This is a genomic window from Alteromonas portus, assembly GCF_005117025.1.
Classification (GTDB): domain Bacteria; phylum Pseudomonadota; class Gammaproteobacteria; order Enterobacterales; family Alteromonadaceae; genus Alteromonas; species Alteromonas portus.
Map to the genome: position 1 here is coordinate 94811 of NZ_SWCO01000010.1, position 25506 is coordinate 120316.

31 protein-coding genes are annotated in these 25506 nt (G+C 44.3%); 5 read left to right on the forward strand and 26 right to left on the reverse strand.

What is annotated here, in order from left to right:
• Positions 1–6 precede the first annotated feature (6 nt).
• From rpsK to E5672_RS17215, 21 genes are all read right to left on the reverse strand, one after another.
• Positions 7–399: a 30S ribosomal protein S11 gene (rpsK, locus tag E5672_RS17115; protein ID WP_012519215.1), complete on the reverse strand. Its 393-nt coding sequence runs from the start codon at positions 397–399 to the stop codon at positions 7–9.
• 14 nt (positions 400–413) lie between these two features.
• On the reverse strand, positions 414–770 hold the full coding sequence (gene rpsM, locus E5672_RS17120) for a 30S ribosomal protein S13 (protein WP_012519216.1): 357 nt from the start codon (positions 768–770) through the stop codon (positions 414–416).
• Positions 771–945: 175 nt separating this feature from the next.
• Positions 946–1062: a 50S ribosomal protein L36 gene (gene rpmJ / locus E5672_RS17125; protein WP_012519217.1), complete on the reverse strand. Its 117-nt coding sequence runs from the start codon at positions 1060–1062 to the stop codon at positions 946–948.
• A 38-nt stretch (positions 1063–1100) separates the two neighbouring features.
• Complete coding sequence (gene secY / locus E5672_RS17130) at positions 1101–2420, reverse strand: preprotein translocase subunit SecY (RefSeq protein ID WP_014977524.1); 1320 nt, start codon at positions 2418–2420, stop codon at positions 1101–1103.
• Positions 2421–2425: 5 nt separating this feature from the next.
• Positions 2426–2860, reverse strand: a complete 435-nt coding sequence (gene rplO / locus E5672_RS17135; RefSeq protein WP_049586735.1) for a 50S ribosomal protein L15 — start codon at positions 2858–2860, stop codon at positions 2426–2428.
• A gap of 3 nt (positions 2861–2863) precedes the next feature.
• Complete coding sequence (gene rpmD, locus E5672_RS17140) at positions 2864–3043, reverse strand: 50S ribosomal protein L30 (protein ID WP_014950907.1); 180 nt, start codon at positions 3041–3043, stop codon at positions 2864–2866.
• Positions 3044–3049: 6 nt separating this feature from the next.
• The gene (gene rpsE / locus E5672_RS17145) at positions 3050–3550 is read right to left on the reverse strand and encodes a 30S ribosomal protein S5 (protein ID WP_012519221.1); all 501 of its coding nucleotides are present in this window, start codon (positions 3548–3550) and stop codon (positions 3050–3052) included.
• Positions 3551–3559: 9 nt separating this feature from the next.
• The gene (rplR, locus tag E5672_RS17150) at positions 3560–3913 is read right to left on the reverse strand and encodes a 50S ribosomal protein L18 (protein WP_014950908.1); all 354 of its coding nucleotides are present in this window, start codon (positions 3911–3913) and stop codon (positions 3560–3562) included.
• A 12-nt stretch (positions 3914–3925) separates the two neighbouring features.
• Positions 3926–4459: a 50S ribosomal protein L6 gene (gene rplF / locus E5672_RS17155; RefSeq protein ID WP_039217827.1), complete on the reverse strand. Its 534-nt coding sequence runs from the start codon at positions 4457–4459 to the stop codon at positions 3926–3928.
• Between the two features lie 13 nt (positions 4460–4472).
• Positions 4473–4865 (reverse strand): 30S ribosomal protein S8, encoded by a 393-nt coding sequence (rpsH, locus tag E5672_RS17160; RefSeq protein ID WP_012519224.1) that lies wholly within the window; start codon positions 4863–4865, stop codon positions 4473–4475.
• 13 nt (positions 4866–4878) lie between these two features.
• Positions 4879–5184, reverse strand: a complete 306-nt coding sequence (gene rpsN / locus E5672_RS17165; RefSeq protein ID WP_014950910.1) for a 30S ribosomal protein S14 — start codon at positions 5182–5184, stop codon at positions 4879–4881.
• Between the two features lie 12 nt (positions 5185–5196).
• Positions 5197–5736: a 50S ribosomal protein L5 gene (gene rplE, locus E5672_RS17170; RefSeq protein WP_014950911.1), complete on the reverse strand. Its 540-nt coding sequence runs from the start codon at positions 5734–5736 to the stop codon at positions 5197–5199.
• 17 nt (positions 5737–5753) lie between these two features.
• Complete coding sequence (gene rplX, locus E5672_RS17175) at positions 5754–6068, reverse strand: 50S ribosomal protein L24 (protein WP_014950912.1); 315 nt, start codon at positions 6066–6068, stop codon at positions 5754–5756.
• 12 nt (positions 6069–6080) lie between these two features.
• Positions 6081–6449 (reverse strand): 50S ribosomal protein L14, encoded by a 369-nt coding sequence (gene rplN, locus E5672_RS17180; protein ID WP_012519228.1) that lies wholly within the window; start codon positions 6447–6449, stop codon positions 6081–6083.
• Between the two features lie 221 nt (positions 6450–6670).
• Positions 6671–8794, reverse strand: a complete 2124-nt coding sequence (locus E5672_RS17185) for a hybrid sensor histidine kinase/response regulator (RefSeq protein ID WP_136783356.1) — start codon at positions 8792–8794, stop codon at positions 6671–6673.
• 132 nt (positions 8795–8926) lie between these two features.
• Complete coding sequence (locus E5672_RS17190) at positions 8927–10321, reverse strand: DUF4397 domain-containing protein (RefSeq protein ID WP_136783357.1); 1395 nt, start codon at positions 10319–10321, stop codon at positions 8927–8929.
• Positions 10322–10631: 310 nt separating this feature from the next.
• Positions 10632–12302 carry a S8 family serine peptidase gene (locus tag E5672_RS17195; RefSeq protein WP_136783358.1) on the reverse strand — a complete coding sequence of 557 codons (1671 nt, stop codon included), beginning with the start codon at positions 12300–12302 and terminating at the stop codon, positions 10632–10634.
• Positions 12303–12822: 520 nt separating this feature from the next.
• The gene (gene rlmB / locus E5672_RS17200) at positions 12823–13563 is read right to left on the reverse strand and encodes a 23S rRNA (guanosine(2251)-2'-O)-methyltransferase RlmB (RefSeq protein WP_136783359.1); all 741 of its coding nucleotides are present in this window, start codon (positions 13561–13563) and stop codon (positions 12823–12825) included.
• On the reverse strand, positions 13564–15981 hold the full coding sequence (gene rnr / locus E5672_RS17205) for a ribonuclease R (RefSeq protein WP_136783360.1): 2418 nt from the start codon (positions 15979–15981) through the stop codon (positions 13564–13566).
• Positions 15982–16304: 323 nt separating this feature from the next.
• Positions 16305–16664 carry a HigA family addiction module antitoxin gene (locus tag E5672_RS17210; protein WP_136783361.1) on the reverse strand — a complete coding sequence of 120 codons (360 nt, stop codon included), beginning with the start codon at positions 16662–16664 and terminating at the stop codon, positions 16305–16307.
• Positions 16661–16948, reverse strand: coding sequence for a hypothetical protein (locus E5672_RS17215; protein ID WP_136783362.1), 288 nt, complete (start codon positions 16946–16948; stop codon positions 16661–16663). The genes E5672_RS17210 and E5672_RS17215 overlap by 4 nt, the downstream gene beginning before the upstream one ends.
• 236 nt (positions 16949–17184) lie before the next feature.
• Here E5672_RS17215 and E5672_RS17220 point away from each other — a divergent pair, with 236 nt between their 5' ends.
• Positions 17185–18903: an alkaline phosphatase D family protein gene (locus E5672_RS17220; RefSeq protein WP_136783363.1), complete on the forward strand. Its 1719-nt coding sequence runs from the start codon at positions 17185–17187 to the stop codon at positions 18901–18903.
• Between the two features lie 125 nt (positions 18904–19028).
• On the opposite strand, the gene E5672_RS17225 is transcribed toward E5672_RS17220, so the two are convergent.
• The 3 genes from E5672_RS17225 to E5672_RS17235 all read right to left on the reverse strand — a co-directional run bounded on the left by E5672_RS17225 (position 19029) and on the right by E5672_RS17235 (position 22150).
• Positions 19029–19325 carry a type II toxin-antitoxin system RelE/ParE family toxin gene (locus E5672_RS17225; protein ID WP_014950919.1) on the reverse strand — a complete coding sequence of 99 codons (297 nt, stop codon included), beginning with the start codon at positions 19323–19325 and terminating at the stop codon, positions 19029–19031.
• Positions 19306–19554 (reverse strand): CopG family ribbon-helix-helix protein, encoded by a 249-nt coding sequence (locus E5672_RS17230; RefSeq protein WP_014950920.1) that lies wholly within the window; start codon positions 19552–19554, stop codon positions 19306–19308. The genes E5672_RS17225 and E5672_RS17230 overlap by 20 nt, the downstream gene beginning before the upstream one ends.
• 232 nt (positions 19555–19786) lie before the next feature.
• Positions 19787–22150, reverse strand: a complete 2364-nt coding sequence (locus E5672_RS17235) for a TonB-dependent receptor (RefSeq protein WP_136783364.1) — start codon at positions 22148–22150, stop codon at positions 19787–19789.
• Positions 22151–22457: 307 nt separating this feature from the next.
• On the opposite strand from E5672_RS17235, the gene E5672_RS17240 reads away from it, so the two are divergent.
• From E5672_RS17240 to E5672_RS17255, 4 genes are all read left to right on the forward strand, one after another.
• A complete protein-coding gene (locus E5672_RS17240; RefSeq protein WP_136783365.1) occupies positions 22458–22775 on the forward strand; it encodes a type II toxin-antitoxin system RelE/ParE family toxin in 318 nt (105 codons plus the stop codon).
• A 2-nt stretch (positions 22776–22777) separates the two neighbouring features.
• Complete coding sequence (locus tag E5672_RS17245) at positions 22778–23071, forward strand: helix-turn-helix domain-containing protein (protein WP_136783366.1); 294 nt, start codon at positions 22778–22780, stop codon at positions 23069–23071.
• A gap of 190 nt (positions 23072–23261) precedes the next feature.
• The gene (locus E5672_RS17250) at positions 23262–23543 is read left to right on the forward strand and encodes a PepSY domain-containing protein (protein ID WP_014950922.1); all 282 of its coding nucleotides are present in this window, start codon (positions 23262–23264) and stop codon (positions 23541–23543) included.
• 101 nt (positions 23544–23644) lie between these two features.
• The gene (locus tag E5672_RS17255; protein WP_136783367.1) at positions 23645–24214 is read left to right on the forward strand and encodes a cytochrome b/b6 domain-containing protein; all 570 of its coding nucleotides are present in this window, start codon (positions 23645–23647) and stop codon (positions 24212–24214) included.
• 59 nt (positions 24215–24273) lie between these two features.
• On the opposite strand, the gene E5672_RS17260 is transcribed toward E5672_RS17255, so the two are convergent.
• Together E5672_RS17260 and E5672_RS17265 are read right to left on the reverse strand one after the other, a co-directional pair.
• Positions 24274–24918: a tetratricopeptide repeat protein gene (locus tag E5672_RS17260; RefSeq protein WP_136783368.1), complete on the reverse strand. Its 645-nt coding sequence runs from the start codon at positions 24916–24918 to the stop codon at positions 24274–24276.
• 178 nt (positions 24919–25096) lie between these two features.
• The gene (locus tag E5672_RS17265) at positions 25097–25348 is read right to left on the reverse strand and encodes a TIGR02647 family protein (protein WP_014950925.1); all 252 of its coding nucleotides are present in this window, start codon (positions 25346–25348) and stop codon (positions 25097–25099) included.
• Positions 25349–25506 lie beyond the last annotated feature (158 nt).

Genomic DNA, 25506 nt, shown 5'->3' on the forward strand with positions numbered 1-25506 from the left:
CGTCGATTAAACGCGACGTTTTTTCGGTGGACGACAACCGTTGTGAGGAATAGGGGTCACATCGGTAATGTTTGTGATCTTATAACCTGTAGCGTTAAGAGCACGGATCGCAGACTCACGGCCTGGACCTGGACCTTTAACGAAAACTTCAAGGTTCTTAAGACCGTATTCTTGTGCAGCAACACCTGCACGCTCAGCAGCTACCTGTGCAGCAAATGGGGTAGATTTACGTGAACCACGGAAACCTGAACCACCAGATGTCGCCCATGCTAGTGCATTGCCTGAACGGTCTGTAATAGTCACAATTGTGTTGTTGAAAGACGCATGGATATGAGCCATACCGTCTGCAACCTGACGTTTAGCGCGCTTACGCGTGCTACGAGCTGGTGCTTTAGCCATAACTTACTCCCCGTTTACTTCTTAATTGGCTTACGAGGACCTTTACGGGTACGCGCATTAGTTTTAGTGCGCTGACCACGTAGAGGCAAGCTACGACGGTGGCGAATACCACGGAAGCAACCCAGGTCCATCAAACGTTTGATGCTCATAGAGACTTCACGGCGTAGGTCACCTTCAACGGTGAATTTAGCCACTTCGTCACGAAGCTTATCAATAGTAGCTTCGTCTAGCTCTTTGATTTTTGTATTTTCTGCAACACCAGCACCCGCACAAATGCTTTTCGCACGTGTGGGACCAACGCCATAGATCGCTTGGATAGCGATTACAGCATGCTTGTGCTCAGGAATGTTAATGCCAGCGATACGGGCCATTAACAGCACTCCTCTTGTTTATTTGTCGACGACCTAAAAAGCCCGATAGGATACTTACCCGTCGACTAAATTGCAAATTAAGGTTCAAAATACTTTAAAACAAAACTAGCAGAACCAGACAAGTACTATCTAGGTTCTGCTTACTTAGCTTTGCGAATATCTTGTTCCGCTTAGATTAGCCCTGACGCTGCTTATGCTTTGGGTCAGAACTGCAAATTACACGCACAACACCGTTGCGCTTGATAACTTTACAGTTACGGCAAATCTTTTTTACTGATGCACGAACTTTCATTACATCTTTCCCCTTTCTATCAATATTAAGGGGCTAACTTATCGGCCGTAGCCTTTAAGGTTAGCTTTCTTCAGCACAGACTCATATTGACTAGACATCAAATGTGTCTGTACTTGTGCCATAAAGTCCATAATAACCACTACAATAATTAGAAGCGACGTACCACCGAAGTAGAACGGCACATTCCAAGCGATTAGCATGAATTCAGGCACTAAACAAATAAAGGTTATGTACAGTGCGCCAGCCAGTGTAAGGCGAGTCATTACCTTGTCAATGTATCGTGACGTTTGCTCACCCGGGCGGATGCCTGGGATGAACGCGCCAGACTTCTTCAAGTTATCTGCAGTATCACGCGGGTTAAATACCAACGCCGTGTAGAAGAAGCAGAAGAAGATAATCGCAGCTGCGTATAACATCACGTACAGCGGTTGACCAGGAGATAGCATAAGCGCTACATCTTGCAACCACGCTGTTGATTCATTCTGTCCGAACCATCCTGCGATGGTACCCGGGAACAGAATAATGCTAGAAGCAAAGATTGGTGGAATTACACCAGCAATGTTGACTTTTAGCGGTAAATGGGTGCTTTGCGCAGCAAAAACCTGACGGCCTTGCTGACGTTTTGCGTAGTTTACCACAATTCTGCGCTGTCCGCGCTCTACAAATACAACTAGGTATGTAAGAGCGATAACAATCACGCCAATCAACAGTAGGAACAACAAGTTAATGTCGCCCTGCCTTGCTTGTTCCGCAGTCTGACCTATCGCTGTTGGCAGACCGGCAACAATACCAGCAAAAATCAATATAGAGATACCGTTACCAATACCTCGTTCGGTAATTTGCTCACCCAACCACATAAGGAACATAGTTCCTGTGACTAGGCTCACTACTGCCGTAAAGTAGAATCCGAAGCCAGGGTTTATCACCAATCCATTAATCAGGTTAGGCAAACCAGTCGAAATACCAATTGATTGGAAGATAGCCAATACAAGCGTTAAATAACGCGTGTACTGACTAATTTTACGACGGCCTGCTTCGCCTTCTTTTTTAAGCTCCACCATCGGTGGGTGAACCACCGAGAGCAACTGCATGATAATGGATGCAGTAATGTATGGCATAATGCCCAAAGCCAGAACGGATGCACGCTCAAGCGCACCACCAGAGAACATGTTAAACATTTCTACAATGGTGCCTTTTTGTTGCTCGAACAAGTCAGCAAGTACAGCTGGATCGATGCCAGGGATAGGAACGTAAGAACCTAGTCTGAATACAACAATCGCACCAAGTACGAACAACAATCTTGCCTTAAGCTCACTCAAGCCGCTTTTAGCGCCTGAATCCAATCCTGGTTTAGCCATCTAGCTTATTCCTCTACTTTACCGCCAGCAGCTTCAATCGCTTCTTTAGCGCCTTTAGTAACCTTTAACCCGCTTACTGTAACAGCGCGTGATACTTCACCGCTCTTAACAACTTTAACGAACTGGATTTCTTTCTTAACGATACCAGCTGCTTTTAAAGTCTCAAGAGACGCAGTATCACCATCAACCTTCGCGATTTCAGCAAGAGTTACTTGATCAGTAACAAAGCTCTTGCGTGAAGTGAAACCGAACTTAGGAAGACGACGCTGGATAGGCATCTGACCACCTTCGAATCCTGGCTTAACACGGCCACCTGAACGGCTTTTTTGACCTTTGTGGCCTACGCCACCTGTTTTACCAAGACCTGAGCCGATACCACGACCAGAACGCTTACCAGTAGGCTTTGAACCTTCGGCTGGAGAAATTGTATTTAAACGCATGTCTTACTCCTCCACTATCTCAACCATGTAATATACACGGTTGATCATGCCACGAACGGCTGGGGTATCTTCCAGTTCACGAACATGGTTGATTTTACGAAGGCCTAAACCTTTAAGCGTAGCTTTGTGCTTTGGCAGACGGCCAATTGCACTTTTAGTTTGCTTTACTTTAATCGTTGCCATGTCTGATTACCCCAAAATTTCTTCTACAGACAATCCACGCTTCGCAGCAACTTTCGCCGGGCTGTTCATTTCTGTCAGCGCGTTGATTGTTGCACGTACAACGTTGATTGGGTTTGTAGAGCCGTAACATTTTGAAAGTACGTTTTGTACACCAGCTACTTCAAGTACTGCACGCATCGCACCACCGGCAATAATACCGGTACCTTCAGATGCTGGCTGCATGTAAACTTTAGAGCCAGAGTGACGACCTTTAATCGGGTGCTGTAACGTGTGACCGTTAAGGTCTACGTCAACCATGTTGCGACGTGCCTTTTCCATTGCTTTTTGGATTGCAGCAGGTACTTCACGTGCCTTACCGTAACCAAAACCAACGCGACCGTTACCGTCACCCACTACTGTCAATGCAGTGAAACTAAAGATACGACCACCTTTAACCACTTTAGATACGCGGTTTACGGCGATCAATTTCTCTAGAAATTCACCATTTTGAACGTCTTGTTTAGCCATTATAAACTCCTAGAACTGAAGACCAGCTTCGCGAGCTGCATCAGCTAATGCTTTAACGCGACCGTGGTATTGGAAACCACTACGATCGAAAGCCACTGTTTTAATGCCTTTCTCAAGCGCGCGCTCTGCGATTGCTTTACCGACTACCGTCGCTGCTTCAGCGTTACCTGTAGACTTAAGATCTTTCGCAAGATCTTTCTCAACAGTTGAAGCCGCTGCCAACACTTCAGAACCGCATGGAGCGATTAGCTGAGCGTAGATGTGGCGAGGTGTACGGTTAACTACCAAGCGATGCGCGGCCAGTTCACGAATTTTTGCTCGTGCGCGAGTTGCGCGACGAATGCGAGCTGTTTTCTTATCCATCGTATCACCCACCTACTTTTTCTTAGCTTCTTTACGACGTACGTGTTCGTCAGCGTAACGTACACCTTTACCTTTGTAAGGCTCTGGTGGACGGTAACCACGAATGTTCGCCGCAACCTGACCAACCACCTGCTTATCGGCGCCTTTGACGACGATTTCAGTTTGGCTAGGAGTTTCAACCGTAATGCCTTCTGGCATTTCGTATGCTACAGGGTGAGAGAAACCTAGTGTAAGGTTTAGTTTGTTACCTTGTGCTTGCGCACGGTAACCAACACCTAACAACTGAAGTTTTTTCTCGAAACCTTGTGAAACACCTTGAACCATTGCGTTAAGGATAGAGCGCGCAGTACCAGCCTGTGCCCAACCGTCTACAAAGCCTTCACGTGGAAGTGCTTTAAGTTGGTTCTCTTCCTGTGCAACTTCTACAGCGTCGTTGAAAACGCGGGTCAAAGTGCCTTTACTACCTTTAACAGTAACTTCTTGACCAGAGATAGAAACTTCTACACCTGATACAACGTCTACTGGGGCTTTTGCTATACGTGACATTTCAACTCCTCCGTTATGCTACATAACCGATGATCTCACCGCCCATGCCAGCGTTACGCGCTGCACGGTCAGTCATCACACCTTTAGAAGTCGACACGATAGCTACGCCTAAACCACCCATAACCTTTGGAAGCTCATCTTTTTTCTTATAGATGCGCAGACCAGGACGGCTTACACGTTCGATAGTGTCAATTACTTGCTTGCCTTCGAAGTACTTAAGCGTAACTTCTAAAACAGGCTTAACGTCACCAGAAGCAGCGAAGTCAGTAATATAACCTTCAGCTTTCAATACTTCACAGATTGCAACGCGAAGTTTTGAAGAAGGCATAGTTACAGAAACTTTCTGTGCCATCTGGCCGTTACGGATGCGGGTAAACATATCCGCGATAGGATCTTGCATGCTCATTATCAGCTACTCCTTACCAGCTGGCTTTCTTAAGGCCAGGGACTTCACCGCGCATCGCTGCTTCGCGAAGCTTAATACGGCTAAGACCGAATTTGCGTAGGTAACCATGTGGACGACCAGTAACACGGCAACGGTTACGTTGACGAGACTTACTAGAGTCACGTGGCAGTTGTTGTAGCTTCAGAACAGCGTCCCAACGCTCATCTTCAGAAGCGTTAACATCGCTGATAATCGCTTTAAGTGCGGCGCGCTTTTCAGCATACTTAGCTACTAGCTTAGTACGCTTAGCTTCACGTGCCTTCATTGATTCTTTTGCCATAACCCTACACCCCTACTTTTTGAATGGGAAGTTAAACGCGTCCAGCAGAGCACGTGCTTCTTCATTTGTATTCGCACTGGTAGTGATAGTGATATCCATACCGCGAACCTTATCCACTTTATCGAAATCGATTTCAGGGAAAATGATTTGCTCACGCACGCCCATGCTGTAGTTACCACGTCCGTCGAATGATTTAGGATTCAAACCACGGAAGTCGCGAACACGTGGAATAGCGATTGAAATCAAACGCTCTAGGAATTCCCACATACGCTCGCCGCGTAGGGTTACTTTACAGCCAATCGGATAACCTTCACGGATTTTAAAACCCGCTACTGATTTTCTAGCAACTGTAACAACAGGCTTCTGACCGGCGATAGCCGTCATGTCAGCTTGAGCATTCTCAAGTACCTTTTTGTCAGCAACTGCTTCACCTAAACCCATGTTTAGAGTGATTTTTTCAATCCGAGGGACTTGCATGACGCTTTTGTATCCGAACTGCTTAGCAAGTTCAGCTACTACTGTTTCTTTATAGAAATCATGCAGTTTCGCCATCGTACTCTCCAATATAATTAAACAAGTTCGCCGTTAGACTTGAAGAAACGTACTTTCTTCTCATCTTCGAAACGGAAACCAACGCGATCTGCTTTGCCCGTTGCCGGGTTAACAATCGCAACATTAGAAACGTGAATAGAAGCTTCTTTCTCAACGATGCCACCAGCTACGCCCAATTGTGGGTTTGGCTTAGTGTGCTTCTTAACGAGATTAACGCCTTCTACAATTACACGGTTATCAGCAATAAGCACTTTAAGGACTTTGCCTTGTTTGCCTTTGTCTTTACCCGCTAATACGACTACTTCATCATCACGACGAATTTTATTAGCCATTATCGTGACTCCTTATAGTACCTCTGGGGCCAATGAGATGATTTTCATGAAGTTTTCACTTCTCAACTCACGGGTAACCGGGCCAAAGATACGCGTACCAATTGGTTGCTTGTTAGCATTAAGCATAACAGCCGCGTTACCGTCAAAACGAATGGTAGAACCATCTGCACGACGAACGCCTTTTCTAGTACGCACCACCACTGCATTCAGTACGTCACCTTTTTTAACTTTACCGCGAGGAATTGCTTCCTTAACAGTAACTTTGATGATGTCACCGATACCTGCATAACGGCGATGCGAGCCACCAAGAACCTTAATACACTGAACCCTGCGAGCGCCGCTGTTGTCTGCAACGTCCAGGTTAGTTTGCATTTGGATCATGTTAGTGCTCCGCTCTTAAAATTAAGACTCTCCCGAGTCGTTAGTGCTGCTAAAAACAACTGGATGTCGTTGCTTTTATGTACATACCCCCATAAAAAGGGCGCGAAATAATAACAGAAAAGATTTAGAAGTGATAGCGGTAAATTGAATTATTTTTAAACTATGTGCGCAATAAAAAAGCCCCGACTAAAAGCCGGGGCTGATAACCACGTCATAGGTTATCAAGCAGGATCTTTTAGCGCTGAAACGTTGTTTTTTAACTGCTTACTCAAATGCCTAAAAACACATTCTTTTAAACGACTTACACCAACAGGTTTTGATATGAAGTCGTTCATTCCAGAATTCAAGCACTTTTCTTTTTCTTTTGTTACTACATTAGCTGTTAGGGCGATAATAGGGATTTCAGCAGATTGTTGATCTAATAACCTGATTTGTTTAGTTGCCTCTAGTCCATCCATTACAGGCATATGGCAATCCATGAGTATTAACGCGTAAGGCGATTTTTCCGCCATCGAGCGCTTAACTTTTTCTACGGCCTCTTGGCCGTTTACCGCTAAATCACTAACAAGGCCTATTTCTTTTAACTGCTCTTTAATTACGAGTTGATTGATTTCGTTATCTTCGACAATAAGCGCCTTCAACGCGCTCAACTCGGCTTTACTCGGCATGTAGATAGTATTCTGGTCTACTGCTTTTTCTTCTTCTGCGCCCACATTGGCATCATCTAATGTGAGCGTAACGGTAAAGCGGGCACCAATGCCCAACTCACTGCTCACTTCTATTTTACCGTTGTAGTGTTCAACTATTTGTTTAACGATTGGTAACCCTAATCCTGTTCCTTCAAAACGATGCTGCGTAGTGTTTTCAGCCGGCGCACTCTCTACATGCATAAAGGGCGTGAATATAAATTTCTGCTGCTGCGCACTAATACCCATTCCAGTGTCAGTGACAATTAGTTTTACCCGATAGCGTCCCTTACCGTAACGCACACATTTAGTATCAACGGTTACCTCGCCTTCTTTGGTAAACTTAAATGCATTGTTGAGGAGGTTAATGAGAACTTGCCCAAGCCGTAGCTTGTCGGCCATAAAATGTTGGCCTTGAAGCGCGGCAGTACTTACGCTGAATGCAACCCCTTTTTCCTCTGCAAGCCTTGTAAACATAGGTATTTGTTCTTCAATCACTTCTGCAAAGCTGGTTGACGCGTCTTCGAATACCAGTTCACCTGCGTCAATTTTTGAAAAGTCTAATATGTCGTTCACGATGTCGAGAAGGGTGTCTGCGCTTTGCGTAGCAAGGGAGGCTAACTCCAATTGCTTCGGATTTAGCGAAGTCCCCATTAACGCTTCTAACATTCCCTGAACGCCATGAATAGGGGTGCGTATTTGTTGGCTCATATTTGCCAAAAACTCACCTCTAGCTTTCAGAGCGTTTTGCGCTAAATCACTTTTGTGCTGAAGCACTGCTTTATCGATATGCATTTGCGTAATATCAACGGTAGCGCCCACTACTTTTACACACCTTCCGTTTTGCATTATTGGATGGGCTCTACTTTCAATCCACCTCGTTTCACCTGCATCAGTTCGAATCTCTACTTCGTAACAGAAATCACTTCCTGTTTTCGTCATCTTCTCAAACTGTTCTGCGTACCTTTTGCGATGCTCATCGTGAGCAATAAATTTCAGTATATCTTCGGCGTGCAGAACACGATCACTATGAACGTGGAACATACGCTTTAGTGCGCCCGACCAGATAACTGCGCCACTTTCTACATCTAACTCCCATGTACCCACACCAGCCAAATTTGTTACTTGGTTTAGCAGAGAGTTTCGCTCTTCAAACATGACTTTTTGTGCATTCAAATTACTAATTGACTGCTGCCGTTCAAGTTCGTTACCAATCCAAGTGGCTAACAATAGTAGGTAATCCATTTCTAGCTCGTTGAACGGTTCATTTCTTGGAGATAGCGAGGAAAAGTTTACCGTACCATAGAACTCACCAAAGACATGGATAGGGGAAGCGAGGTAGCTTTTTAGCGTGTACTTCTCGAAGCAGGGATGTGAAGCACCTGGTTGAACATCGATGTTATGGTAGGCAATCACAGAGTCTTCACTTGCCACATCGGCACAGTACGTATCGTGAAGGGAAAATTCAGCGCCTTTTGGTATGTTATCGTCAAATGTGACGACACTTCTCACGCGGTACCGTTCGCCTTGAATATTACTCACAATCCCTGTTTCTAAACGAAGCGCTTCTGTACCAATACGCAATAAATTCGCTAACTTTTCATCTAAGGACATGACCCTGTCATTAGATATTAATTGAAGATCTTGAATAATACTCATGAGGATTTTCGCCCTCCTAAACTGCAAATAAAAAAGGCCAATGTTTTAACATTGACCTTTTAAACTTATGAGATATTTCAAGAGATGAAAGTTTTTCACCTTATCAATTAGTATAATAAATATACTAAACGATTAATAAAGCACGTTAATTTCATATCCAGTTGCTGTATCTGCTGGTTCAACAGTAACAATGTAGTTCTCTTCTTCAGTAAATCCAAACAATGCTGTTCTATCTAGAAGTACTTGTTCTTCGTTGCTATCTTCGTATACCGCTATCACTTCATAGTAGTCTGAAGGCAATACTTCACTTGTGCTTTCTGCAAACTCTAAGTTTTGTACGTCGTACTCTGCGGTATCAATGGTTTCGTCGTTTCTTACTAAATAGAAATCAACGTCATCGAAATCACTTACTAAGTTAATAAAGTTAACTGTTTTATCATAAGCCTGAGGCAATCCGCTTTCTACAAACGTCGCTGCACCTAACTTGTTATCGGTGTTGTAAATAAGTATAGCTTTACTCTCACCCTGGTTAAGGGTAATCAGCTTATTGCTAAGTGATGTAACTGTACCTGAAGGATCGGTAACCGTAACGCGATAGTCACCATAGCGAATGGTGCTAAATTCAGATAATTCACCTGCGGCAAGCGTGAAGCTCACGTCTTCCTCGTCAGTGTTGCCACCAAATGTTACCTGCAACTCTGCATCTAAGTTGGTTGAATTATAAATACGATATTGTGAGTCGGCTTCTACGTCAGTAAGCGCAGTTACTGTTGAAGAGTTCAATACTGTGTCGACCACAAGCCCTTCTTGAATTGCACCACTTACGTCACGAAGCGTCATTAAATACTCAGTTTCGTACACAAAATCGAGGGTTTGCGATTCAAATACGACTTCGTCACTACCAGGTTCGGTAAGGTAAATAGTGTATTCACCTTCATCGAAGTATTCACTGTCGTCATCAGCATCCCAGTAGTCAAACTCAATCATGTCGCCAGTCGTTACTGTGCCTAAGAAATTAGCCGCTTCAAACGGGTCACCAGATTCGCTCATGTAAAAATCGTATGATGAGTCATCTATAGCAACTGATAACGCGAATAAACGAAAGTGATCCTCAAGGGATTCGCGTTCATAAGAATAAGTAGTAAAAGTTGGGTTACTGAAGTCACCACTCATAACCACAATGGTTTTATAACCTGTCTTTAAACTTACCGTAATTTCGTCAATATAAACTTCTTGATCGTCTGAATCGGTACGAATGAACTCCAACTCATACTCGTCTGCATCCATTGAATACATCGACGTAGCATCACCAAATTGAGCAGACCCAAAGCTATCTCCATCCACCTCTCGCATTTCAACATTCGCGCCATTAGGTGAAGCATTATAAAACTGTATGTAGGCATAAGAGTAATCTGAGCTACTGCTGTCTGAGCCACCACAAGCGGTAAGCCCTAGCAGCGCCACAAGCCCTACAGCCACTGCACGGAACCAAGTTCCACTGCGCAAAGAGTGAGAGGTCAATTGCATAAATTGAATGTCCTTTGAAGTTGTTCTTTATTGGTTTAAGCCTGCGTTACGCTAATAGGCACATGTAAAGAGTGCTTATCTTGGCACGCACAATACAGCGATATGGCTGTCTGAAAAGAGCTTGGTTCAAAGCTTTACACCATCTTTGCAAAGCTGACCTTTCTTTATAAAAACTGACAAATCACTGTATTGAATCCTTGTTCCAAAGACGCAACACAAAATGTGTGAGTGAAAGGTTGTTGGGGTAACAGGTACAAAAAAAGCCTGCTGAAAAGCAGGCTTTAAAGGTGTTTAAGGAAGGTCAGACTATTTACTCATACGAGTATGATAAGGTTACACCGCTGTATGATGAGTATGCGCGAATGCCAATATGCCATGTACCTGATGCTGGTGCATCAAATGTACACACTTCACTATTACCATTTTGGTAAGGGCGACAATCGTAGCTATTCGTTTCCGGCTGCGAGCCAAACTTCACGTAAAGATCGGCATCGCCTGAACCACCCGAGGTACGAATTGTCATTTGCGTTACACCTTCTGGGATAGTCCAGGTGTAGCGATCCCAGCTTCTGCGAGTGCCTGAAAGGCCGGTTAGCTGACCTGATACGGGTTCTACGCCAGGCTCAGAGCCGCCGCCGTCACCCGTGCCGCTTCCGTCACAGCCATTGGTGTTTAGATAGTTATACGCATCAGCAAGCTGCATTAAGCCGTAGCCATAGAAGTTATCGCGACCCGCACTACCTTTATCTTCAGCCGTTGCGTTAAGTGCACTACGAATTTGGTTATTCGAACACTGCGGGAAGTAACTCCATACTAGTGCCGCGCCACCAGCCACGTGCGGCGTAGCCATAGATGTACCGCTTAGTGAAGCATAAGTATTGGTCGGATAGGTAGACTGTACTGCACTGCCCGGCGCGGCAATTTCAACCTGATCGTTGTATTGGCTGTAGCTGGCACGATTTTCGTTTGAGTCTACCGCAGCAACAGACATTACCGCATCATATGAAGCTGGGTAAGACTTCGCGCTGTTACCATCGTTACCTGCAGCAGCGACCAATAACATGCCGGCATCTGTGAAGCTTTGCATTGCATTTCGTTCGGTGGTTGAAGAACTGCCGCCACCTAAGCTCATGTTAACAACATTCGAACCCGCGTCCTGACACTGACTAATCGCATCGATTAGGTCAGACGCGTATGTCCACTGGCCGTTGTCATTGAAGATTTTCACAATATGCATATCTACACCTGGATATACACCAACTACGCCTTCGTTGTTATCGTATGCTGCAATGGTGCCCGCTACGTGGGTACCATGACCGTTACCATCGTTATACCAGTTACCTACTGCACTGTTGTTAGCTTGGCCCGTAACACCGTCGTTTGTTCCAGGCAGATCGGGGTGACCCAGATTGTAACCTGTATCAATGATACATACTTTGCGAGCCGTAGTATCTGACTGAGCAAACTGATTAGCTTGAACCATGGTGTAGCCGTAAGGCGTGGTCTGCGCCATAGGCTTACGTCGAACATCCACTTCAATACTTTCCACATTAGGGTTTTTGCGAAGCTTATTCAGCGCAGACTTACTCATTGTAGCCGCTACCATTTTATGCTTCTTAAGCTCTTTCTTAATTGCACCACCTGCTTTTCTTACTTCAGATTTTGCAGATGCGATGTCGAAAGGCTTTTTACCTTTTGATTTGGCATTTGAGATTTGACCTTTACCTGTTAATGCACTTACTTCAACCGTTTCACTGGTCATCTCATCTTTGAACTTGATGATGTAACGCTCTTGTTCCGCGGTAAAAACACGGTCGACAGTCAATCGATTACCTAGTGCTTGTTTTAGGGTTTGAGGCTTTTCTTTAACTTTTACCAAGCCTTCGCCTGCTGCCATCGCAGAATTACCCATTAAGCCAAGTGATACAGCTAGAGCAGCTGCTGTTAGACATGTGTGTTTCTTATTTAATTTTGAGTTCAAAATTTATTTCCTGTTTTATCTGTCTTATTAACTTCAGCACTGTTTTTACCCGTGCTTTTGAAGCTATTTGTTATTAAATGACATACAGGTATAACCATTACCTCATACGAAAAGCTCATCCATGACAACCGACGCAACAGCGTTGCAACGACCTACCCGTTTGCCAGGTTTGTAGATAACTAGTCATAAAGAAGTTAGCTACATAGCTCATATTAGGCGGCTAATCAAACAGTTGAGTATGTTGCCTTAACCCTGGTAAGTATTTTTTATACCTTAAAAAATACTTAAAAAGACACCAAACATTGTGAAAAGCACGCCAAATGTGTTCTACGAGCAAATTCATGTTAGGAATAAAATTTTATAATTAACATTTAAATTACAAATTCAAATGTAACAAAATATTAAAACACTTATAAATTTTGCTTAAATGCAAAAAAAGCGCGTGTTCCTCTCGGAACACGCGCTTTATCAGAATAACAATTGTTTAGGCCTAGAGGCCTTCTTAGCTTTTGGGGCTACGTTATAGTCCGCGCTGCCTTACAATCTCGTACAAGCATACACCTGTAGCAACCGACACGTTCAAGCTTGTCACGCTGCCAGCCATAGGGAGCTTCACCAACTCGTCACACGTTTCTTTGGTAAGCCTTCGCATGCCTTTACCTTCAGCCCCCATTACTAATGCAGTTGGGCCTTTCAGGTCTACATCATAGAGGGTTTTATCGGTTTCACCGGCTGTGCCAACAATCCATAGCCCTTTATCTTGAAGATGCTTCAAGGTTCTAGCCAGGTTCGTGATTTGAATAAGTGGAACCACTTCAGCGGCGCCACAAGCTACCTTTCTTACTGTGCCATTTAAACTTGCTGATTTATCTTTCGGTACTACTACCGCGTGCACCCCTGCTCCATCTGCAGTACGCAAGCACGCACCTAGATTATGAGGGTCGGTAACACCGTCTAGCACCAAAATTAAAGGCTGCGCTTCGCTTTCTAAAATTTTGTCTAAATCAGCTTCATCTAGCACGCGGGCTGGTTTTGCTCTTGCTACCACGCCTTGGTGTTGCTCACCGCTTACTTTGTCATCTAGTGCTTTGCGCTGACAAAACTGAACTGAAATACCGAAACGACGGGCTTGGTTAACAATGTTGGTTAAACGCTCGTCATTGCGACCTTTCAACACCAACACTTCCATTACACGCTCGGGCTCTTTTTCAAGTACCGACTGCATGGCATGTAAACCGTATAACCATTCTTGCTGCGCCATTTAACGCTTACCTCTTTTATTCAATGACAATGTTTTGCCGCTGCCACCGCCTTTAGCGCTGCCGCGACTTGACGATTTCCCACCGCTACGACTAGACGAGCTTGAGCCGCCTTTGCCTTTGTTCCCTTTTTTATCAGAACGCGAGCCTTTATCAGAGCGTGGTTTGTTATCAAAACGAGTAGGTTTATCTGAAGCCTTTTTCGCTGACCTCACTTTTACCTTCTTACCCTTAGTGCCGCGCAGCATAGACTTATCGAGTAATAAATCAATCTTTCTTTCATCAAGGTTGACCGCTGCTACGGTTACTTCAACCGTATCACCCAGTCTGAACTGGCGATGGCCCGATTCACCTACCAATGCTTGTTTTACATCGTCATAGTGATAATAGTCATCATCTAGCGATGTTATATGCACCAAGCCGTCGATGTGGTATTCGGTAAGACGTATAAATAAGCCAAAGTTTGTAACCGAGCTAACCACACCTTCAAAAGTGTCGCCGACGTGGTCGAGCATAAACTCACACTTAAGCCAGTCGGCTACATCGCGGGTGGCATCATCGGCGCGGCGCTCCGTCATAGAACACTGCTCACCTAACTGTTCAATTTCTTCAACAGTGTAATTTTTCGCGCCACTTACCGCTTTTTTGCCTTGCTGTTTGGCAATAATGCCTTTCAATGCACGGTGCACCACTAAGTCTGGGTAGCGACGGATAGGTGACGTGAAGTGCGCATAGGCTTCTAGCGCCAAACCAAAGTGACCTACGTTGTCACCGTCGTAAACCGCTTGCTTCATAGAGCGCAGCAACATGGTTTGAATAAGCTCTTCGTCTACCCGACCACGGGTTTTAAGCACCACATCAGTAAATGCGGCAGGCTCCGCGTCTTCAACTATGCGATGAGGAATACCAATTTCACTTAAGTAACTGGTAAATGCGGTAAGCCTGTCGGCATCAGGTTTGTCGTGCACACGATATAGTGCTGGCGCCTCATGCTTTTCAAGCATTAGGGCTGCACTCACGTTAGCCATGATCATGCACTCTTCAATTAGCTTATGCGCATCGTTACGCACCAACGGCACAATATTTTCAATCTTGCGCTGAGCGTTGAATACAAACTTCACTTCTTGGGTTTCAAATTCAATCGCGCCACGCTTGGCACGGGCTTTTTTGAGCGCACGGTACAAGTCGTGAAGGTTGCGTAAATGAGGTACATGAGGCTCGTAACGCTGATGAAGTTCTTTGTCGCCCTGCAGAATATTCCACACTTTAGTGTAGGTTAAACGGGCGTGTGAGTTCATGACCGCTTCGTAAAACTGGAATTCTTCTAGTTTGCCATTTGCGCTAATGGTCATTTCACACACCATGCAAAGACGGTCAACTTCAGGGTTTAGTGAACACAAGCCGTTAGACAGTACTTCTGGAAGCATAGGGATAACTTGGTCAGGGAAATACACCGAGTTACCGCGCTGCTGCGCTTCATCATCAAGGGCTGAGCCAGTTCTTACATAGTGACTTACATCGGCAATGGCTACCCATAGCTGCCAGCCGCCGTCGTCAAGTGGTTCGCAATATACTGCGTCATCGAAGTCGCGGGCGTCTTCACCGTCAATCGTAACCAGCGGAAGCTGGCGCAAATCGATACGACCTTCTTTGGCTTCATCGGGCACCTGATCGGTAAGCTTTTCCACTTGCTTGGTTACGCCATTTGGCCACTGGTGCGGAATATCAAATGTGCGTAAGGCCATTTCTATTTCCATACCTGGCGCCATATGTTCACCAAGTACTTCTACAATTTTGCCTACTGGGCTCATTTTTCGGCGTGGGCGCTGAGTAAGCTCTACCACTACCACCTGCCCCATTCGAGCACCGTTAGTGCTTTCTGGTGGAATAACAATTTCGTGCTGCAACCGGCTGTCATCTGGCACGACCATGCCAAAACCTTGCTCAACAAAGTAGCGGCCAACAATAGGCTCGCTGCGCGGCTCAATGACTTGCGTAACAAACGCTTCTTTTCTTCCACGGCGATCGGTTCCGCTAATGCGCGCTTCTACCACGTCGTCGTGAAGGAACAGGTTCATCTGCCCAGCACTGATAAATAAATCACCGCTTTTATCTTCAGGACGCAAAAAGCCGTAGCCATCACGGTGACCAATAATTCTGCCTTTAATGAGTTCATCACGGTTTTGGAGAATGTATTTTTTCTGCTTGGTAAATTGCACCTGACCTTCGCGCTCCATGGCACGTAGTCGGCGCTGAATTCCAATTCGCGCTTCTTCATCGAAGGCGTTCACCAAGTTACAGATATCAAGAAACGACAACGGCTTGTCGTACTCTTTTAATAAACTCATTAAATATTCGCGGCTGGCTACCGGATTTTCGTACTTTTCTTTCTCGCGCTGATAATGCGGATCATCACTCATGTATTTTAAATTTACCTTTCGTATTTTATTCAACGTGTTTTCGTTTGTGGCTTAGTTCGTCAAAGCGCTGTAGAAAACATAAATATGATTGTTTAGGCACATAAACCATTTTTGGTTCATGTGGTTATTTGCTGCACAGTATAACAGTATTTACGGTAAAAGATTGTGCGTTATTAGGCTTATAGCGTTTACCAAGCTTTTTTGCTACGAGCGGGAACTTATGACTTTGAATACCGGATTGTTAGTAGCGAAGAATAGAAAATCTGTTGCTAAGTCAGCACATATGAAAGTTACAGCAACCATTTTGTAAACTGAGATACTTGCTAGTAGATTGACTTTAAATTGGGTTTGCTGTTTGCGGTTCTATATAGGTCGTATGCAACCTGATAATGCATCCATGCTTGGGCACTAATACCGCTCACAGCTTCGAGCTTACGAGCAAGCTCAATGGTTAAATTCGTATGCCCGTTAATAAACCTTGATAAATGTTTTGTTGAGATACTCAAACACTGTGCAATCTCATTTTGCTTCAGCGATGACTTTGACATGCACCTGCGTTTAAACACTTCACCAGGGTGAGGCCTTTTTAGATGTTCAGGTCTTGATACTCGCTCTCCAGTATCGATTAGTGCTTTGCCCCGGTCACTATTGTATTCAATACCTATGTGCATACTGTGTTTCATGGGTTGTATTCTCTGTAATCAAGGCTGAAACAATCGCCATCACTAAAAAAACATGTTACCGCTCCACACGGTTCTACGTTATTAACTGTAACCGTTACATACCAAAGAGCGCTTCCTTCAGCTTTTATGGCACCAATATCGATCAAATCTGAAACTTGTGATGCAGCATCTAAGTCAAATAGCGCGTCCCAAACCTTGTGACGATATGCTAAAGGAAGCCATTCATCATCATCACTCTGCCACATTGCAAGAAGCTTATTGTGGACGAAACTTATTATTGCCAATGGAATATCCGTCAAAGATTACCACAGAGGTAATTTTTTCTCAAAAACATGTGCACATTTTACCCAGTTACAGATGTGTCAACTTCGATCTAAAGTCCTGTTCTCGATTCGGCGCTGCCTGACATCTGTATGTCACAAACACTCAGTATAAAAATGGGTTTTCGTTTTTGTTGCATGAGCGTTCAACAAAACAATGACATCACCAGTTACATTACAAACCTATAAAGAGCAGGCATATGGATAGAAGATCGTTTATAAAGCTGTCGTCATTCGCAGGTGCGAGCATGGCAGTGTCTACCGGGCTAGCGGGCTGTACCGTTAGCACTTCAGCAAATAGCCAACCGCAAACCAACGCTACCTTTACCCATGGTGTGGCTAGTGGAGACCCATTAAAAGACGCCGTTATTATTTGGACGCGCGCCGTGCCCACAGCAAATTTAGGCTCAGGTACGGGGTCAGGCTCATCTTTAGTTAAAGCCGATATTTTATGGGAAATGGCAAGCGATGCTGATTTTGCCAATGTGATAAGTAGCGGTATTGTTGAAGCCAAAGCAATCCATGATTTTACCGTAAAAGTGGACGTAGCAGGTCTTAGTCCAGCTCGTCGTTATTTTTACCGCTTCAAAAGCGCTAATAATACAAGCCCTGTTGGAGAAACCCGTACGCTACCTGAAGTCGATGTGTCTAACGTCACGTTCGGCATATTTTCTTGTTCCAACTACCCCGCTGGCTTTTTCACGCCTTACATGGAAGCAGCGAAAGACGACAACATCGACTATGTATTGCATCTTGGTGACTACATTTATGAGTATGACGGTAAAGGTTACGCCACTGAGCATGCAAAAGAGATTGGCCGTACCTATGCGCCTGATAACGATACCGAGCTTTATACGCTAACCGACTATCGCAATCGCTATGCGCTGTATCGCACGGATGAAGGCCTGTTGGCATTACACCAAAACAAGCCGTTTATTGTTGTGTGGGATGACCATGAAATTACTAACGACACTTACAAAGACGGTGCTGAAAATCACCAAGAGGATGAAGGCGATTTTTATGAACGTCGTGCGGCGGCCGTTCAAGCCTATTATGAGTGGTTACCCATTCGCCCACCATTTGGTACTGAACGTTTAGAGATTTATCGCCAGTTTACCTTTGGTAAACTTCTTGATTTATACATGCTCGACACCCGCGTTCTTGCACGCGATAAACAGCTTGAATACGGCGACTATCGCGATGCTGAAACAAAAGCGTTTGACCAAGCTGGTTTTATGAAAGATATCAGTAATCCTAGTCGTGGACTTTTAGGTGAAACCCAACGTAACTGGCTATATTCATCTATGCAGCAAAGTCAGGCTAAATGGCAGGTGTTAGGGCAGCAGCTATTAATAGGCCGCATGCTTTTCCCTGTATCGATATTTAACGGCGTTGAGCGTAAAGAAATTCCTGCTCATGTACATAGGCTCGCGAATATCAAACGCAAACAAAAGCAAGGTGGCGCACTTAGTGAGCAAGAGCTTGCGCTTATCAGTACCGTAATGCCTTACAACTTAGACGCATGGGACGGCTACCCTATTGAACGGGAACAAGTTCTGATGCAGCTAAAATCTATCGGCAAGCCAGTTATTGCCCTTGCAGGTGATACACATAACGCATGGCATAACAAATTAACCCTGAAAGATGGCACAGAAGTGGGAGTTGAACTTGCTACACCAGGGGTAACATCGCCGGGTATGGAACATTATTTAAGTATGGATGATGAAATGGCAGAAACGCTTGCCGACGATCTTCCGCTTCTAATTGAAGATTTGCAGTACTGTAATCTTCACCAGCGCGGCTTTATGACATTGACCGTCAGCGAAGACAGCGCAAAAGCCACGTGGCACTATGTGGATGCAATTTTAACCAAAGCTGGAAAAGTAGTTAACACGCATAGTTTTGAGATTAAGGCATAGCGTTCTACAAGTTTATAAGCGTGCATAGGCTTGAGCCTATGCACGTTATTTATAACGTTAAAGGCTACAAACGCTACCTTACAAGTCTGACAACGAGCTTAGTGCTTTCCACAAATAGTTTGTTTTTAATCTGCGTTGGGCCATTGCTGAGCATCATGAAGAACACGTAGTATTTCGATGCAATTTGTAGTGATGTTTTCTCGATATATAACGATAAACGGCAGGCCATTAATTACAAGTTCACGCGTATTCTTCAATCGGCCATGACGGCCTGCTCTAGGATGTTCTGATAAGACTAGGTGCGAACTATCAATAATGTTCATGACAACGTCAATAGCTACAGAGGGGCTATTTTCTTGAGCAATATGAGCTTCAATTTTCTCTAAATCGGTACCTGCAAGATCAGTCCATTTGAGCTGCACGCTTAGCCTCCCACTTAGTTTTGACATCAGTATGGTCGGTCAAACGTCCCTCATCAGCGGCTTTCACTCCTTTTTCTACCTCTTGGATAAACCACTCTTCGCGAGCAACATACTGCTTGATGGCTTCGGCCATCAGCCACGCCCTAGGTCTATCCATCGCCTTAGCCATTTCGCCTACACGTGCAAGTGTTTCGTCATCTAATCTTACTGAGGTAGCTTTTAAAGGCATGTAGATTCTCCGAGGTTCTTTGAGAATCTTTATTGTAGCTGCACTAGCATTAAATGTCTTCTTTTGCTTTTCATCACCAAAGACAGAGTGCAAGACGTTATAGTTAAATCGCACCGAATAAAATCAGAGTCTCTGATACTCCTTCTTGTGACCCATACAATTTAAGTTACGTCCTATTCCCATCAAGATAAGGGCATATTGACGGGAATAGGTAATCTCTTATTCTTTACTTCTAGAACTCATAATAAACACGCACACCGGCAATACGAGGCATACCTCGTACGAAGGTAGGAATACCTAAACCGCCGCCTGTATTACCTGCATCAATTAAGAACTCTTTATCAAACAGGTTGTTCACGTAAAACTCGTAGGCGAACTTGCTGTTGTCTTGAAGCAGCTTCACCGATACATCGGTCAGTGAGTAAGTATCCTGAGAAAGGCCAGGATAATTACTGCTTTCAAAGAACACCTCAGACTGGAAGCTGGTTAGCCAGTTAACATCAATGTCGAAGTTGTTCATGTTAAACAATTTATTGATGTTTATCGCGCCGCTAACCTCTGGCGCTAAGCGGAACTTATTGCCGCCGTACTGGAACTCAGAACCATCAGCTGTATTGTCTGCAAATTCAGCATCAAGGAAACCGAGGCTTGCTGTTAGCGTCAGCGTTTCACTGTAGTTATAAGTTGCCATGCCTTCAATACCCGACATGGTCGAATCACCTACAGTTACAGTAATCGACTGCAAGGTTTCTGCGTCGGTAAAGCTTTGCTGATAATCGCTGTATTCGTAAGTAAAAATCGCACCTGAGAACAGGAAGTTGGCACTTTGATATTTAACACCTAAATCGTAACTGTCTACTATTTCAGGTTTAGTCACATCAACGCCACCCGCGTTTGCATCCACAACCGGTGAGCGACGGCCCTTGGCGTAGTTCGCGTATAAATTCCAGTTATTGTTCACATCGTAACTTACCGCAAAGCGTGGCAAAGTATCGTCAAAGTCGCGCTCGGCATCGAAAGTAAAAGCACCGTCTGCAGTGGTAAAGGTATTTCGCGTATAACGGGTTTCATCGATATAGCGTATACCCGCCGTTACATTAATATTGTCAGTCACGTAATAAGACACTTCAGCAACATAGGATGCAATGTCTAACTCAGCTTCAAAAATAAACGGCCCTTGTGTCAATATAGGCGGCAGCGCAGGGTTAGAAATAGGCGAACCATCTGCATTAAATAGCTGAGACACCAATATTGCGCGCAGGGCTTCTATTTCCTCTAGCGATGCATTGGTCGCTATATTCTGATTAAGCGGAATATTAGAACTAGCCTCTAACTGTGCTTTTACTGCATCAAACGTACCGCGTATAAATGGGTCTACCATCACATAGTAAGGCAAAATAGAATCGTCTTGAGTAATAGACGCGCCTACAAACGCGGCCAACTTATCACCCGAGTCATACACTAAACGCATCGAAGCGCCTTGAAGCGTGGCGTCGTTATCGAAATAAGCATCTTGAATACGCAACGCTGAACCATCAGCATCAAATCCTTCGCTTACTTCTACATCTTTATAGTAGACATCGGCGTGTAGGCTAAGCATCTGGTTGAAATCGTAGTTTACGGTTAAGTCATAGGCTTGAAGCGTACGCTCAATACCTAATTCACCACCCAAGCTGAACTCAGCATCGGTAAAAGGGCTAGTATCTCCACCGTTTGGAGCAATAGAGCCAGATTTGAAAGCGATGCCCGGCTGGTCGTTGTATTCCATTGCTGCACGCGCAATGATTTCAAGTTGCTCGTAATTCGCAAGCCATGTTGCCCGTAGCGCTTGAACCGATACCCCCTGAAGGTCTTCGCTATTGCACGGTACCTCTTCACCCAGGTGGTTGTACATATTTGCATTACCATAGTAAGAGTCAGCACTGCACGCATTGTTCTCTACAATGCCGTCCATTTCTCGGTAAAGCCCGGCAATTCGAAAACTGTGATTATCATTAATAGGCTGGTTATACATAAACTCTACTTCTTGGCCCTGTTCTGAATTATAGCCAACCTGCACTTTGCCCTCTTGCTCAAAGGTAGGAAGATTAGAGTGAATGCTTACCGCGCCATTGGCTGCCGCTACACCAAATAGGGTTGGCTGTGGGCCTTTTAAAACCTCTACGCGGGCAATATCGTAAAGCGCAACACTGGCTACAGTTTTCTTACTAATATCAAAGCCATCTTGATATACCGATATGCGAGGTGTTGCCGACACTGACGACACATCATCGGTGACGCCGCGAATGTTGAAAGACGGTAAGCTTACGGCCTGTTCCTGAATTTGAACGTTAGGCAAAATACGAGATAGCTCATCAAGCTCCATAATATTGGTGCGCTCTAGAAACTCGCTGCCTATAACATCCATAGTAACGGGCACATCCATTACGGACTGCTCTCGCATCTGAGCGGTTACCGTAATCTCTTCTATATAGTCATTTTCATTCTCAGTGTCGGGTGCTACTTCTTGTGCAATTGCTGCGCTTGATAAAGCAAACGCAATTATTGTGGCAAGCAAAGAGCGTGAACAAACCGGACGTGGATACAGAGGGCGCATTAAATCATTCCTTTCGTGTGCTTATAGGGTGTTTATGTATTTTTATAAGCATTTCGCCGATAGATTGGCGACATTGCTTACCTTTTAGAATTATCGAAGCACAAGAATGTAGAGCGCTTTTGAGACGGTTCGATGAAGTATAGGTTACAAATGAAAGGCAATTTTGTGACAGACGACCTTCCCTTTCTTTTTCCCTAATTAGCTCTGTACCAGAGCTCAGTTGTCATTAAGTAAAGCTCTATGTAACTTTTGTTGAATAAACACACAACAAAAGTTATCATTAATGATAACCCCAATAGGAATAATGATGAATTGGGAGATCAAGTTTCACAGAGGCGTTAAAGAGCAAATATTGGCTATGCCACCTAAAGTGCAGGCACGGTTTATACGGTTATTAGAACTTATGGAAAAGCATGGCCCGAACTTAGGGGCTCCTCATACTAAACCCATGAGTAATGGGTTGTTCGAGGTCAGAGCTAAAGCAAAAGAAGGAATCGGTAGGGCGCTATTCTGCTATACAAAAGTAAAGCAGATACATATTTTATATGCATTCATGAAAAAGTCTCAGAAAACGCCGAAAGAAATAATACAGATCGCCAGATTGAGAATAAAAGAGGTTAACTAGCCATGACTTTACAAAGCCTTAAGCATGAAGCATTGAAGAATGAAGATGTAAAACAGGAGTATGATCGCCTAGAGAGCGAGTTCACACTTATAGAGCAGCTGATAGCTATGAGGAAAGAGGCAGGGCTAACTCAAGAACAGCTTGCGCAAAAAATGCAAACACACAAGAGTAATATAAGCCGATTGGAAAAAGAGAATAGCAACCCTAGTTGGAAGACTCTACTCAAATATGCGAATGTCTGTGGGTTCGAACTTTCGCTTACCCTTCATAAAAAAGAAAGCCACATCTCGCGCTAACGATTGTTCTTTACCGCGCTAATTTTTAAAAATAGATCCTGATGACTTCATTTATCGACAATAAGAAAAGTCTACGCCGCGATAAATGGCATAACAAAAATCCCCCCTTTGAATCATAGAGCAAACTAAGTACACTCATTCCACGTAGGACAAAAATAACTTTTAACTAAAAAGCGAAATGGAGACTGCAATGAAGAAATTAATGATGGCTACGGCTATTGGTGCTGCGACCCTATTAAGTGCTTGTAGTGCAGAGCATGGCACTACGCAGTGTACTACTGCACCTGAAGCTGAATGGCAGAACCAAGATGCGTTTCAGGCTCAGCTATTAGCGCAAGGTTACAAAATTAACGAGTTTAAAGTAACCGGCGGCAACTGTTACGAAATCTACGGCTTCGACAAAGAAGAAAACAAAGTAGAAATTTACTTTAACCCTGTTGATGGCAGCATTGTTAAGAAAGAAATGCACTAAGTGTGTTTTAACGAACGATTCATCGTTCGTTTGCTTTAACACTTGATAAAAACGCTGCAAACTATTGCAGCGTTTTTGTTTTATTCTGAGATAGTTATTTAATGTACAGACCTACTGATACGCCTTCGGATATTTATATTTGGGATTGGATTGTGCGCGTGTGCCACTGGGGCCTTGTTGCTACCTTTGTGACCAATTATTTTATTGTGGAGCCAGGTCGCCTTTACCATGAAATAGCTGGTTATATGGCAGTAGCGCTAATATCTATAAGGATTGGCTGGGGCATTTTATCCACCAAATTCGAAGGAATTAGAAGGGTTGCTACTGCATACGCAAGCTTTTCTAAAGTATCATTACGTCAACAAGCCTTCGCTGAACATATTCAGCACGTAAAACAAAATAAAATTCCCACTCACCATGGCCACAACCCTTTCGGCTGGCTAATGATAATGGCCGTTATCACGTTACTGCTGGGTTTAGGTGTTACCGGTTTTATGATGGAAGAAATAGATGCCATGTTTGGCAATAGTACGCTGGAATGGATACACAGCATTATGGCCGATGTGCTTTACGCATGTGTGCTAGTGCATGTCGCTGCAGTGTTTGCTGTGCAATATATGGGAAATATTCAGTTAGTTCGCCCTATGCTCACAGGCTGGCGGAAGCGCTAAGCCCCCGCAAACTATCTTAATCATTTAGGCGTTTGCTATCTATTACGTACTGGTAATATTTAGCTATCTAAAGGACGCTTTGCTTCACGCACCGCCTTGGGATGCATAAGCTTTTCTAAGCGAGCAAGATATGACGCTATTTTCTGATGCTGCTTTTTATCGTTGGTTACAGAGTTATACAGCCAGTGGTAGGCATCTTCATAGTCATAAGGGCTGCCGTAACCTTCCAAAAATAACTCTACCAAATGAATTTGCGCTTTAAGGTTTTTAAGCGCAGCCGCTTCTCGCAAATACACCACGGCGCGAGATTTATCTTGCTGCACAAGCGTACCTTTTGCGTAGTATCGCCCGAGTTGCTCTAGTGCTGCTGGCAAACCTTGATTCGCGGCGTCCTCCATATAGCCAATCCCACGAGCAGGTTCAGCATCTACGCACACGCCCCACGCTAGCATGTCTCCCCATAAAAACTGGTAGGCCGGCACTTTCAACACGTTTGCACGCGCTTCGATATCCTGTACTAACTGGCATCGGTCGGCCACAACTTTGTCTAAATGGGTATTAGCGTTAATCATTTCGATTAAGGCGTCTTGGCTATAAAGCTGAACAGCGCGAAGCTCTTCAATAGTTTCCCCTTCAAGAGCATGAGCGGAAAAGCCCGTCACAGAGGCACAGAAAAATAAGGCTGTGGTTAGAATACGTTTCATAGCAAAAGAGTATGTGATGATTACTGTGTCTTGGTTAAGGTATCGGCTAATTATAGATTATCTTAACCAAGACATATTTTTCTTTACGAATAGATGAATAGACAACTGCGGTCAGCTACTATCTTTGGCAGCTGTAGCGCTGACCACCTGCATATAACCACACCCTAGCCCCTTGCTTTTAGTGGCTGCTTTTTCGTGGGCACATGGCCGATTGGATATGGCGGGCGTGATCGGCTAGATCAATACCTAAATCTGTTAAATAACCACCATCAGGCTGGGTGATCAGGCCTTTGGAATATAGTCTAGATGCAGCGTTCACCATGCTTTGGCTCGCGTCATGGTGAATTTTTAAACCTTGAAGTAGGCTGTCTGTGGGAAACTTCAGTAACAAATTTAATTCGTCTAGCATGTCCTGATCGAATGAGCTCATGTAACCACCTTAGGCAAAAAAGGTTGATAGGGTGTAGCACACTGGCAGTTGCAAGGCCCTTCTGTAAAGCGTTTTCTTTCAACACGCTTCGACCAAAAAACCTGTAAAAAAGTGCATCCGCTAACGTACTTTTCGCCCTAAATTTGTTAATTTTTTTA

What these genes read in the sequence shown, in the direction of transcription:
- rpsK (WP_012519215.1), bottom strand. Translation starts at nt 399, where the DNA reads ATGGCTAAAGCACCAGCTCGTAGCACGCGTAAGCGCGCTAAACGTCAG.
- rpsM (WP_012519216.1), bottom strand. Translation starts at nt 770, where the DNA reads ATGGCCCGTATCGCTGGCATTAACATTCCTGAGCACAAGCATGCTGTA.
- rpmJ (WP_012519217.1), bottom strand. Translation starts at nt 1,062, where the DNA reads ATGAAAGTTCGTGCATCAGTAAAAAAGATTTGCCGTAACTGTAAAGTT.
- secY (WP_014977524.1), bottom strand. Translation starts at nt 2,420, where the DNA reads ATGGCTAAACCAGGATTGGATTCAGGCGCTAAAAGCGGCTTGAGTGAG.
- rplO (WP_049586735.1), bottom strand. Translation starts at nt 2,860, where the DNA reads ATGCGTTTAAATACAATTTCTCCAGCCGAAGGTTCAAAGCCTACTGGT.
- rpmD (WP_014950907.1), bottom strand. Translation starts at nt 3,043, where the DNA reads ATGGCAACGATTAAAGTAAAGCAAACTAAAAGTGCAATTGGCCGTCTG.
- rpsE (WP_012519221.1), bottom strand. Translation starts at nt 3,550, where the DNA reads ATGGCTAAACAAGACGTTCAAAATGGTGAATTTCTAGAGAAATTGATC.
- rplR (WP_014950908.1), bottom strand. Translation starts at nt 3,913, where the DNA reads ATGGATAAGAAAACAGCTCGCATTCGTCGCGCAACTCGCGCACGAGCA.
- rplF (WP_039217827.1), bottom strand. Translation starts at nt 4,459, where the DNA reads ATGTCACGTATAGCAAAAGCCCCAGTAGACGTTGTATCAGGTGTAGAA.
- rpsH (WP_012519224.1), bottom strand. Translation starts at nt 4,865, where the DNA reads ATGAGCATGCAAGATCCTATCGCGGATATGTTTACCCGCATCCGTAAC.
- rpsN (WP_014950910.1), bottom strand. Translation starts at nt 5,184, where the DNA reads ATGGCAAAAGAATCAATGAAGGCACGTGAAGCTAAGCGTACTAAGCTA.
- rplE (WP_014950911.1), bottom strand. Translation starts at nt 5,736, where the DNA reads ATGGCGAAACTGCATGATTTCTATAAAGAAACAGTAGTAGCTGAACTT.
- rplX (WP_014950912.1), bottom strand. Translation starts at nt 6,068, where the DNA reads ATGGCTAATAAAATTCGTCGTGATGATGAAGTAGTCGTATTAGCGGGT.
- rplN (WP_012519228.1), bottom strand. Translation starts at nt 6,449, where the DNA reads ATGATCCAAATGCAAACTAACCTGGACGTTGCAGACAACAGCGGCGCT.
- E5672_RS17185 (WP_136783356.1), bottom strand. Translation starts at nt 8,794, where the DNA reads ATGAGTATTATTCAAGATCTTCAATTAATATCTAATGACAGGGTCATG.
- E5672_RS17190 (WP_136783357.1), bottom strand. Translation starts at nt 10,321, where the DNA reads ATGCAATTGACCTCTCACTCTTTGCGCAGTGGAACTTGGTTCCGTGCA.
- rlmB (WP_136783359.1), bottom strand. Translation starts at nt 13,563, where the DNA reads ATGGCGCAGCAAGAATGGTTATACGGTTTACATGCCATGCAGTCGGTA.
- rnr (WP_136783360.1), bottom strand. Translation starts at nt 15,981, where the DNA reads ATGAGTGATGATCCGCATTATCAGCGCGAGAAAGAAAAGTACGAAAAT.
- E5672_RS17210 (WP_136783361.1), bottom strand. Translation starts at nt 16,664, where the DNA reads ATGAAACACAGTATGCACATAGGTATTGAATACAATAGTGACCGGGGC.
- E5672_RS17220 (WP_136783363.1), top strand. Translation starts at nt 17,185, where the DNA reads ATGGATAGAAGATCGTTTATAAAGCTGTCGTCATTCGCAGGTGCGAGC.
- E5672_RS17230 (WP_014950920.1), bottom strand. Translation starts at nt 19,554, where the DNA reads ATGCCTTTAAAAGCTACCTCAGTAAGATTAGATGACGAAACACTTGCA.
- E5672_RS17235 (WP_136783364.1), bottom strand. Translation starts at nt 22,150, where the DNA reads ATGCGCCCTCTGTATCCACGTCCGGTTTGTTCACGCTCTTTGCTTGCC.
- E5672_RS17240 (WP_136783365.1), top strand. Translation starts at nt 22,458, where the DNA reads ATGAATTGGGAGATCAAGTTTCACAGAGGCGTTAAAGAGCAAATATTG.
- E5672_RS17245 (WP_136783366.1), top strand. Translation starts at nt 22,778, where the DNA reads ATGACTTTACAAAGCCTTAAGCATGAAGCATTGAAGAATGAAGATGTA.
- E5672_RS17250 (WP_014950922.1), top strand. Translation starts at nt 23,262, where the DNA reads ATGAAGAAATTAATGATGGCTACGGCTATTGGTGCTGCGACCCTATTA.
- E5672_RS17255 (WP_136783367.1), top strand. Translation starts at nt 23,645, where the DNA reads ATGTACAGACCTACTGATACGCCTTCGGATATTTATATTTGGGATTGG.
- E5672_RS17260 (WP_136783368.1), bottom strand. Translation starts at nt 24,918, where the DNA reads ATGAAACGTATTCTAACCACAGCCTTATTTTTCTGTGCCTCTGTGACG.
- E5672_RS17265 (WP_014950925.1), bottom strand. Translation starts at nt 25,348, where the DNA reads ATGAGCTCATTCGATCAGGACATGCTAGACGAATTAAATTTGTTACTG.